At 64.2% G+C, this 9,671-nt stretch carries 10 protein-coding genes; 2 read left to right on the top strand and 8 right to left on the bottom strand.

What is annotated here, in order from left to right:
* The 8 genes from VN419_RS03620 to dut all read right to left on the bottom strand — a co-directional run.
* On the bottom strand, positions 1-325 hold a 325-nt coding region (locus VN419_RS03620; protein ID WP_325644536.1), incomplete at its 3' end, for a hypothetical protein.
* Between the two features lie 9 nt (positions 326-334).
* Entirely contained in the window at positions 335-1,642 is a 1,308-nt protein-coding gene (locus tag VN419_RS03615; RefSeq protein ID WP_325644534.1) for a S41 family peptidase, read from the bottom strand.
* Positions 1,643-1,681: 39 nt separating this feature from the next.
* Positions 1,682-2,785, bottom strand: a complete 1,104-nt coding sequence (locus VN419_RS03610; protein WP_325644532.1) for a murein hydrolase activator EnvC family protein — start codon at positions 2,783-2,785, stop codon at positions 1,682-1,684.
* Positions 2,782-3,456 carry an endonuclease III domain-containing protein gene (locus VN419_RS03605; protein WP_325644530.1) on the bottom strand — a complete coding sequence of 225 codons (675 nt, stop codon included), beginning with the start codon at positions 3,454-3,456 and terminating at the stop codon, positions 2,782-2,784. The genes VN419_RS03610 and VN419_RS03605 overlap by 4 nt, the downstream gene beginning before the upstream one ends.
* Positions 3,456-4,343 (bottom strand): 50S ribosomal protein L11 methyltransferase, encoded by an 888-nt coding sequence (locus tag VN419_RS03600; protein ID WP_325644528.1) that lies wholly within the window; start codon positions 4,341-4,343, stop codon positions 3,456-3,458. Before VN419_RS03600 ends, VN419_RS03605 begins: the two co-directional genes overlap by 1 nt.
* A 40-nt stretch (positions 4,344-4,383) precedes the next feature.
* Positions 4,384-4,632, bottom strand: a complete 249-nt coding sequence (locus VN419_RS03595) for a hypothetical protein (protein WP_325644526.1) — start codon at positions 4,630-4,632, stop codon at positions 4,384-4,386.
* A 39-nt stretch (positions 4,633-4,671) separates the two neighbouring features.
* Positions 4,672-5,889, bottom strand: coding sequence for an aspartate aminotransferase family protein (locus VN419_RS03590; RefSeq protein WP_325644525.1), 1,218 nt, complete (start codon positions 5,887-5,889; stop codon positions 4,672-4,674).
* Between the two features lie 31 nt (positions 5,890-5,920).
* Complete coding sequence (gene dut, locus VN419_RS03585; protein WP_325644524.1) at positions 5,921-6,406, bottom strand: dUTP diphosphatase; 486 nt, start codon at positions 6,404-6,406, stop codon at positions 5,921-5,923.
* 169 nt (positions 6,407-6,575) lie between these two features.
* Here dut and glgP point away from each other — a divergent pair, with 169 nt between their 5' ends.
* Positions 6,576-9,134, top strand: coding sequence for an alpha-glucan family phosphorylase (glgP, locus tag VN419_RS03580; protein WP_325644522.1), 2,559 nt, complete (start codon positions 6,576-6,578; stop codon positions 9,132-9,134).
* A gap of 274 nt (positions 9,135-9,408) precedes the next feature.
* On the top strand, positions 9,409-9,671 hold a 263-nt coding region (locus VN419_RS03575), incomplete at its 3' end, for a 4Fe-4S binding protein (protein ID WP_325644520.1).

The following is a 9,671-nucleotide window of genomic DNA, read 5'->3' as shown; positions in this document are numbered from 1 at the left end:
GCTCCGAAGCTTCCACTTTGGCCGCAGCATCCGGGGCCAGGGCCTTGAGGCTCTTGTGCACGGCCTGTTCGGCCAGCTTGGCTTTGCGGGCCAGTTCGCTTTCGCGCGGTTCCTCAAGGGTGGCGTTCTGGGCCGGAGGTGGCGGCGGCGCCGGGAACTGGCGCCCCAGGAAGAAGCCCGCAAAGAGTCCGGCCACGATGGCCAGGGCGACCCACACCGGGGTGTTGCCCCGGCGCTTGCGCCCGCCCGATGAAGAGTGGCCGGATGAAGAAGGACCAGGCCGGGATGCCCCAGCCTGGCCCTCAGTGTCCGTATGCTTGGTCATGTGCCGCGTTTACCGGATGTCGCGAATCTTGGGCAGGGTCTTGACCATTTCCAGGCCCAGGCGCAGCTGGTTGTCCTTCTCGATCATGGCGCGGGCGGTCTCGTTGTCCTGTCCGGCCTTGGCTGCGCCCTTCTTGCCCTTCTTTGCGCTGCCGTTCTCCAGGTGGCGGGAGAAGTCCTTCTCGCGGAAGGTGAAGCGGTCCTTGAGGTTCTTGTCCTCGTCAGAGGGCGGGGCCACGAAGGGGATCTCCAGGTCCGGCACGATGCCCTCGGCCTGGATGCTGCGGCCGTTGGGCGTGTAGTAGAGCGCGGTTGTCAGCTTGATGCCGGAGCCGTCGGGCAGGGAGACCACGGTCTGCACGGAGCCCTTGCCAAAGGTCTTCTCGCCGATGAGCAGGGCGCGCTTGCGGTCCTGCAGGGCGCCGGCAACGATCTCCGATGCCGAGGCGCTGCCCGCGTTGATGAGCGTGACCATGGGCACTTCGGTGTAGTCGTCGGAGGACTTGCGGCCGGTGAAGTCGCGGCGGGACTGCGGATCCTTGCCCTGAATGTACACGATGAGGCCGTCGGCCAGGAAGGTGTCGGCCACGGTGACCGCCTGGTCGAGCAGGCCGCCGGGATTGTTGCGCAGGTCGAGCACGATGCCCTGGATGGGCGTCTTCTTGGCGTATTCGGCCAGCTTGTCGCGCAGTTCCTTGGTGGTGTGCTCGTTGAAGCGGGTGATGCGGCACATGAGGTAGCCCTTTTCGAGCTCCTGGGTCTTCACGCTCACGATGGGGATGGTGCCGCGGGCGATGGTCACGTCGATGGGCTGCTGCGCGCCCTTGTGCAGGATGGTCAGGGTGACGCTGCTGCCCTGGGGGCCGCGGATCTTCTTCACGGCCTCGTTCAGGCCGATCTCGCTGGTGGGTTCGCCGTCGATCTCCAGGATGATGTCGCCGCTCTTGAGGCCGGCCTTGTAGGCCGGAGTGTCCTCAATGGGCGAAACCACGATGAGGCGGCCGTTTTCGGAGCTGATCTCGATGCCGATACCATGGAAGGCGCCGCTGGACGAGACCTGCAGTTCCTTGAAGTCATCGGCGGACAGAAAGGCCGAGTGCGGGTCCAACTGCTCCAGCATGCCCTTGATGGAATTCTGGATGAGCTCGGCCTTGGTGACCGGCTTCACATAGTGGGTCTCCACCATGTCCACCACCTGGCTGAACCTGCGCAGGGCCTCGAACTGGTCGTCCTTGCCGGGCGCGGCGCCAAGCGGGGCCGGAGCGACGGTAAGGGTGAGAAGCATGATGAAACAGCCAAACCAGATGCCAACGCGCATAGTTCCTCCAAAATCAACACGGCCAGGACGTTCCGGCCGCTAGTGGGCGGGCATGAGCCACAGCTGGGGATTAATGGGTTTCTGGTGAAAACGCAATTCGAAATAGAGTCCGGAGCCGTGGGCTTCCGGGTAATAACCGGCATGACCGAGAGGTTCGTCCTTTTCCACATCCTGACCCGTCTCCACACTCACGTCGGAGAGATAGGCATACAGGCTGTAATAGTCGCCGCCGTGGTACAAAATGACCACCTTGCCCAGGCCGCGCAGCACGTCGTTGTGCACCACCTTGCCCCAGAACACGCTGCGCACGGTGGCGGCCTCGCCAGTGGCCAGGCCAAGGCCCCGGCGCGCGGGCTTGCCCTCCGGGGCGAAGGTGGCCACGAGCTTTCCGGCCACGGGCCAGGGCAGGGCGCCCTTGAAGGCGTCGAACTTGCGGCTGCGCTGGATGACCAGCTGATAGTTGAGCTGCTGGATGGTCTTGATGATGGACTGGAGCTCGGATTCCAGGTCGCGGCGCTGGTTGCTCACCTGGCTCATGCGCGCGTTGACGGCCAGCTTGTCCTTGAGCAGGGCGTCCTTGGCGGCGTTCACGGCCACGAGCTGCTTGTCCACCTGGGCCTCCAGCTCCCTCTGCCGGGCGATGACCCCGGCCAGCTCGCGCTCCTGGGCGCGCACGGCCTCAAGCATGGTCCTGGCGCGGTTGTACGCCGCGCTGTTCCACTGGAAGCGGCGGTCGGCCGTATCCCAACTGTCGGCAAGGCGCGCGCCTTCGTGCATGCCCTGGGCGTTGATGGGCCAGAGCAGCTCCAGAAGCTTGCGCAGCTCACGGACGGACTGCTCGCGCTTCTGGCGCACGGCCTCGTACTGTTCGGCGTGCTTGGCCTCCTCCTTGCGGATGGCCTCAAGCGCCTGTTCCTGCTTGTCGATGCGCTCCTGGGCAGCCTTCATGCGCGAGTCGATCTCGCCCAGCTTGCCCGCCAGGGCCTTTTCGCGCTCGGCCAGCTTCTGCACGGCCCCTTTGCGTTCGTCGGCTTTCTGGCGTTCGGTCTGCAGGGCCTTTTCCAGCTGCGCAGGCTGGGCCATGGCCGGCGCGGCAAGGGCAAGGCAGCAGAAGAGGCCGAGGAAGAGGGCCGTGCGCTTCATTGGGGCAACCGCTCCGGGTCGGGCAGCAGTTCGCGGGCGGGGCAGGCGGCGCATTTGGGGCGCGACTTGCTGCACCATTCCTTGGACGCGCGCACGACAAGGGCGTGGAACTCGTTGTAGTCGGCCACGTCCTGCGGCAGAGCGTCCATGATGGTCTCCTGCAGCTCGTGGTAGTCCATGCCCTCATAAACCAGCCCATGCCGGGCGAACATGCGGAAGGTGTAGGCGTCGACCACGAAGGTGGGCTTGCCCAGGGCGTAGCAGAGGATGGAATCCGCCGTTTCCGGCCCTATGCCACGCACCGAGAGCAGCTTGGGCCGCAGATCATACAGGTTGTGCTGGCCCAAGGCCTCGATATCCAGGCCGGACTCCTGTTCAAGAAAATCGAGAAAATTTGTTAACCGTACGGTTTTGATACGGAAAGAACCGGCCGGGCGGATCATGTCCTCCAGGACGGCCGGGGGCAGGGCGCGCAGGCCCTTTTCGGTCATGGCGTCGGCCCTCTTCAGGTTGGCGATGGCCTGCTCTACGTTCTTCCAGTTGGTGTTCTGGGTCAGGATGGCGCCCACGGCGACCTCGAAGGGCGTGTCGCCGGGCCACCAGCGGCTGGGACCCAGCGTCTGGCCAAAGGCCTGGTACAGCCCCCGGATGACGTCCCCGGTGTGCGACATCAGTCCTCCGCGCTCTCCGCGTTGCGGATCACGTTGGTCCACAGAAGGCCGCACCATTCGCCCTCGTTGCGCTGCACCGGCTCCGGCAGGCCCAGGCGCTGGTAGGCGCGGATGACGTCCGGGGCCTGTTCCACCAGGATGCCCGACAGAGCCAAGCATCCGCCGGGCGCCAGGTGGCGCAGGATGTCCTTGGCCATGAAGATGAGCGGCTTGGACAGGATATTGGCCACCAGCACCTGGAACTGCTTGTCGTCCGGCAGGCTGTTGATGCCGCCCACGGCCACCTTAAAGGTCTCGGCCACGTTGTTGATGACCGCGTTCTCATCCGCGCAGGCGATGGCCTGGGGGTCGATGTCCAGGCCGAGGCCGGTGAGCCCCAGCTTGGCCAGGCCGATGCCCAGGATGCCCGAGCCGGTGCCCAGGTCCAGGAACTCCATGCCCGGAGCGATGGCCCCGGAGCGGTGCAGGTCCGCGATACAGGTGAGGCACAGGGCCGTGGTGGGATGGTGCCCGGTGCCGAAGGCCATCTTGGGCTCGATGATGATGGGCGTGAACTCGGCGTGCTGCGAATCAGACAGCCAGGGCGGCAGGATCTCGAAACGGCCGCCGCACTCGATGGGCGTGAAGAACTCGCGCCAGGACTGGCCCCAATCCTGGCTCATGCTTTCCTCGGTGCGGATGCCCGAATGCGGCCACAGCTCGCCGATCTGGCGGGCGACCTCGCGTCCGGCCTCGTGGTTCTCCAGATAGGTGCTGAAGTGGGTGGTGCCGTCCACGGCCTGGGTTTCCTCCCAGCCGTGCTGGATGGCGGTGGACAGGAACACGACGGCGGCGTCGTAGTCGGCTTCGGGCAGGGAGAATTCGATTTTGAGCAGGTCCTGGGTCATGTTCTGTGGGTGTTCCGTTGACTGTAAGGTTACGGGAGCGTCAGGCGATGACGTCCATGATGTTGCCTGTGCCGGTGATCTCCGAACGCATCTGGGCCACGTGCAGGCGCTGGGCCTGTTCGTCCGGCACGGGTGCGGCCTGCTCCACCGCCGCGATGAGCGGAGTGGGGTGGGGTTGCACGTTCGTCAACTGTCGGCCCATGGGCAGGCGCGGCTCGTTGGGCACGGTGATGTTCTGCACCGGGCCTTCCACAGCCGCGCCCTTGGAAATGGGAGCAATCTCCGACATTCCCGCCCCCGGGCTTGAAGTTCTTCGTTCGCGTTGCGCCTAGCTGGCGTTCTGCTTGTCCGTGCTCAGAATATCATCCAGGGCCGCGGCAAAGGCAAGCAGATCCTCGGCCCCGATGGTCAGCGGGGGGAGAAGCCGCAGCACGGTGCCGTGGGCCAGGTTGCACACGAAGCCGCGCTCACGCAGGGCCGCGTGAATCTCCGCCCCGGGGCCGGAGAGCACGATGCCGATCATGAGCCCCAGGCCCCGCACGCCGCTGATGCGCTGCGGATGCTTGGCCGCGACCTTGCGGAAGGCCTCCACGGCCAGCTGTCCCAGGTCGCGCGCGCGTCCGGCGATGTCGTCGCGCTTCATGATCTGCACCACCTTGGCCGCCACGGCGGAAACGACCCCGCCGCCGCCGAAAGTGGTGGCGTGGCTGCCGGGCACAAAGCCCTTGGACACATATTCCTTGGCCAGCATGGCGCCCATGGGCAGGCCGTTTGCCAGGGCCTTGGAGGTGGTGAACACGTCGGGCTCCACGCCGTAGTGCTGGTGCGCCCAGAACTTGCCCGTGCGGCACATGCCGGTCTGCACCTCGTCTACCATGAACAGGCAGCCCGCCTCGCGGCAGATCTCCGCCGCCTCCTGCACGTAGGCTTCCGGCAGGGGCAGCACGCCGCCCTCGCCCTGGACCATCTCCATGAGCACGGCGGCGGTCTTCTGCGTCACCGCGGCCCGCAGGGCCTCGATGTCACCGAAGGGCACGGTGGTGAAGTCTGCGGGCAGGGGCTCGAAACCTTCCTTGATGCGCCCGCCCTGGCCGGTCGCGGTCAGCGTGGCCAGGGTGCGGCCGTGGAAGGAGCCGGACAGGGTGATGATCTCGCCCGCGTCCTTGTAGCGCACGGTGCGCATGTAGCGCCGCGCCAGCTTGATGGCCGCCTCGTTGGCCTCCGCTCCGGAATTGCAGAAAAAGACCCTGTCGCAGGCGCAGGTGGTCAGCAGCAGCTCGGCCAGTTCCACCTGTCTGGGCTGGTAGAACAGGTTGCTGATGTGCAGGAGTTCCTTGGCCTGTTCGGCCATGACCGCGAGCAGTTCCGGATTGCTGTGGCCCAGGTTGGCCACGGCGATGCCCGCCAGCAGGTCCACGTACTCCTTGCCGTCAAGGTCGGTCAGGCGCGCGCCCTGGGCCTTTTCAAAGGCCAGGGGATAGCGGCCGTAGGTCTGGAAAAGAACCTTTTTTTCCCGGGCCACCAGCGCGTCGTATTTGCTGCTCATTATATTAACTCCTTGCGAGATTGAACGTGTGCTACACCTTTCCGGTATGACCAAAGCCGCCCGCGCCGCGCGCGGTCTCGCCAAGCGCATCCACAGCGGTGAGTCGGGCGGTGAAGACCGGCATGAACACCAGCTGCGCGATGCGCTGACCTCGCTCGATGGTCCGGGTCTGACCGGAGGTGTTCAAAAGCGACACGATGATCTCGCCCCGGTAGTCGGGGTCGATGACGCCCACGCCCTGGCTGACCGTGAGGCCTTCCTTGGTGCCCAGGCCGGAGCGCGAGAACACGAACCCGGCGATGCCCGGCCGCATGATCTCTATGGCCAGGCCCGCGGGAATGGCCGCGCGGCCCCCGGCGGGAATGTCCAGGGTTTCTGAGTCGATGCAGGCGCGCAGGTCGAGACCGGCGGAAACGTCCGTGGCGTAGGCTAGGACGTTCTCCTGCCAGACCGGATGCAGATAACGCACCCGGACCTCCAGGGAGTCCAGGCTGGCCGTCGTATGCTGGTCCGTCATCTTGAATCCTCCTTGCGCGCGGGAGCGCTTTTCTTTCCACCGAATCGCCCGCCTGTCAATGAATCTGAGCGACCGCGAAATGTCACGTAACGAGCCTTGCATTTTCCGGTGGGGCTTTATACGCTGTACGCGTCTGAAATTTCCATCGTCATCTTTTCAAGGAGTCCCCATGCAGGCGCTGCGCGTGTTCAGCGTTGTCCCCAAGCTTCCGCCCCGGCTGGAAGCCCTCTGGGACATCGCCAACAACCTTTGGTTTTCCTGGAATAGCGAGCTTACCAACATCTTTACCACAATCGACCACGGATTGTGGGTCGCCTGCGAGCAGAACCCCATCGAGCTGTTGAACCGCCTGCCCCAGCGCCGCATAGAGGAACTGGCCCGCGACGACTTCTTTCTGCAGCGCCTTGCCGATGCCAAACGCGCCCTAGACCATTATCTTGTGCGCCGCCACTCAAACTACAAGTTTCCAGTCCTGCCGGACCGCAACATGGCGGTGGCCTACTTCAGCCTGGAGTATGGCATCGCCATGTGTCTGCCCATTTACTCCGGTGGCCTGGGCGTGCTCGCGGGCGACCACCTGAAAAGCGCCAGCGACCTGAACGTGCCGCTTGTGGCCGTGGGCCTTCTGTACCGCGAAGGCTACTTCCGGCAGTACATGACCCCGGACGGCTGGCAGCAGGAACGCTACCCGAACCACGACTTCGAGCAGATGCCCCTCAAGCCCGTGCAGGACGAACTTGGCAACCAGCTGCGCATCTGCGTGGACCTTGCCGGGCAGACCCTGTGCGCGCGGGTGTGGGAGGCCCACGTTGGCAAGGTTCGCCTGTTCCTGCTGGACACCAACCTGCCCGACAACAGCCCGGAGTTCCGCCAGGTGACGGCGCGCCTGTATGGCGGCGGTTTGGAGATGCGTCTGTGGCAGGAGATCCTGTTGGGCATCGGCGGCATAAAGGCGCTGGCGGCCATGGGTATAGAGCCCATGGTCATCCATATGAATGAGGGGCACTCCGCCTTTGCCGGACTGGAGCGCATCCGCGTGTACATGGAGCACGGCCTGTCGTTTGAGGCTGCTACCGAGCTCACGGCCTCGTCCAGCGTGTTTACCACCCACACCCCGGTGCCCGCGGGCAACGACCGCTTCCCGCCGGAACTGATGCAGCGCTATTTCGAGGGTTATGCCGGCAAGCTCGGCCTGGCCTTCAAGGTCTTCATGGCCCTGGGACGCGAGGATCCGCGCGACGACGGCGAGCAGTTCTGCATGACCGTGCTGGCGCTCAGACTCTCGCGCTTCAGCAACGGCGTGTCCAAACTGCATGGCGAGGTCTCGCGCAAAATGTGGCAGCGCGTGTGGCCCCAGAACCCTGTAGAGGACGTTCCCATCGGCAGCATCACCAACGGCGTGCATGCCGCCACCTGGGTGGCCACCGACATGGCCATCCTCTATGACCGTTACCTGGGCAACTGGCGCGAGGATCCGGACTGCGGGCGAATCTGGGACCAGGCCGAGAGCATCCCCGACGCAGAGCTGTGGCGCACCCACGAGCGCCTGCGCGAACGTCTGGTGGACTTCGTGCGCAAGCGCCTGCGCAAGCAGTTGCAGGACAAGGGTGCCCGGCACAAGGAACTCCAGATCTCCGACGAGGTGCTGGATCCGCAGGCCCTGACCATTGGCTTTGCGCGGCGCTTCGCCACGTACAAGCGCGCCAATCTGCTGCTCATGGACAAGGAGCGCCTGGTGCGGCTGCTGAACGACACCGGTCGCCGCGTGCAGTTCATCTTCGCGGGCAAGGCTCACCCCAACGACAACGAGGGCAAGAAGATCATCCAGGAATTGCAGCAGCTGTGCCGGCGCGACGACTGCCGGGTGAGCATGGTCTTTCTGGAGGACTACGACGTCAAAATCGCCAGCCGCATGGTGCAGGGCTGCGACGTGTGGCTGAACAACCCGCGCCGCCCGCTGGAGGCTTGCGGCACCAGCGGCATGAAGGCCATGATCAACGGCGTGCTCCAGGTCTCCACCCTGGACGGCTGGTGGGACGAGGCCTATCGCCCGGACAACGGCTTGGGCTGGGCCATCGGCAGGGGAGAGGAGTACGACGACCTGACCTACCAGGACTTCGTGGAGAGCCAGACCCTGTTCAACATCCTGGAGAACGACATCCTGCCTGAGTTCTACGACCGGGGCCGGGGCAACCTGCCGCGCAACTGGATCCGCAAGATGAAGAACGCCCTGCGCGAGCTCGGACCCGTGTTTACGTCCCACCGCATGGTGGAGGAATATGTGGAGCGGGCCTACCTGCCATCCTGCCGCAACTATGTGAATCTGGTGAAGGACGACTTCAAGGCCGCCAAGGATCTGGCGGAGTGGCGCGTACGGCTTATGACCCGCTGGAGCAACTTGGCCATCGCCGACATCCGTACGGAGACTCATGCCTCGATATTCGTGGAAGAGCCCATACTGGTGGAGGCGCGCGTGCATCTGGATGGGCTTGCCCCCACCGACGTGCAGGTGGAAATCTACCACGGTCCGGTGAGCCAGGACAGCGCCTTCATTCGCAGGCTGACCACGCCCAAGGCCCCTGAGAAGGACCTGGGCGACGGGTGGCACCTCTATCGGGGCGAGGTGATGCCCCCGGAGGCCGGGAGATTCGGCTTTACGGTCAGGATTTTGCCCCATCACCACCTGTTGCTGGATTCCCACGCTTTGGGACTTATCCACTGGGCATAAGGCGGGAATCTTAGGATAAAGCCGCCTTTTCTTCGGAGGGGCGGCTTTTTTTACGTTCAATTTTCGTCATTTTTAACCCAGCCAGATTTAAGGGACGCTGCGAAAATGTGACAAAAAACGAAATATCGGTACATTTTCGTATTCATTTCTTGACAGGTCCTGGGTGTTGTGATTTTCTGACGACCCCCTGTCAGCCGGGCCTACCGGATGAAGCGGGAGGCGGCCTGCGGCCCCGTGCGCGTTCATCCAAACCACTTGGAGCGAGGTAACGGTTTTGCTTTTCCAGCCGATCAACCGAAACTATCACGATTTCTCCATCGTCCGCGACAAAGACCTGTGCATCAACTGCAAGGTCTGCGTCCGCCAGTGCTCGTACGAGGCCCACTACTGGGACGAGACGCGCCAGAAGGTCATGCATGACAACGCCAAGTGCGTGGGTTGCCACCGCTGCGAAGCCCTATGCCCGACCTCTGCGCTCCTGATCCAGAAGAAGCACTCGGATTTCAAGGACAATGCCCTCTGGCGTCCTGAATTCAT

The sequence above is a fragment of the Humidesulfovibrio sp. genome, from assembly GCF_035560995.1.
Lineage (GTDB): Bacteria > Desulfobacterota > Desulfovibrionia > Desulfovibrionales > Desulfovibrionaceae > Humidesulfovibrio.
Note: the sequence above shows the minus strand (reverse complement) of the source record. Positions and strands in the feature narration are given on the sequence as shown.

Bases quoted from the DNA above. Each gene is read 5' to 3' on its own strand.
- dut (WP_325644524.1), bottom strand. From the start codon at position 6,406: ATGACGGACCAGCATACGACGGCCAGCCTGGACTCCCTGGAGGTCCGG.
- VN419_RS03610 (WP_325644532.1), bottom strand. From the start codon at position 2,785: ATGAAGCGCACGGCCCTCTTCCTCGGCCTCTTCTGCTGCCTTGCCCTT.
- VN419_RS03615 (WP_325644534.1), bottom strand. From the start codon at position 1,642: ATGCGCGTTGGCATCTGGTTTGGCTGTTTCATCATGCTTCTCACCCTT.
- VN419_RS03605 (WP_325644530.1), bottom strand. From the start codon at position 3,456: ATGTCGCACACCGGGGACGTCATCCGGGGGCTGTACCAGGCCTTTGGC.
- VN419_RS03595 (WP_325644526.1), bottom strand. From the start codon at position 4,632: ATGTCGGAGATTGCTCCCATTTCCAAGGGCGCGGCTGTGGAAGGCCCG.
- glgP (WP_325644522.1), top strand. From the start codon at position 6,576: ATGCAGGCGCTGCGCGTGTTCAGCGTTGTCCCCAAGCTTCCGCCCCGG.
- VN419_RS03600 (WP_325644528.1), bottom strand. From the start codon at position 4,343: ATGACCCAGGACCTGCTCAAAATCGAATTCTCCCTGCCCGAAGCCGAC.
- VN419_RS03590 (WP_325644525.1), bottom strand. From the start codon at position 5,889: ATGAGCAGCAAATACGACGCGCTGGTGGCCCGGGAAAAAAAGGTTCTT.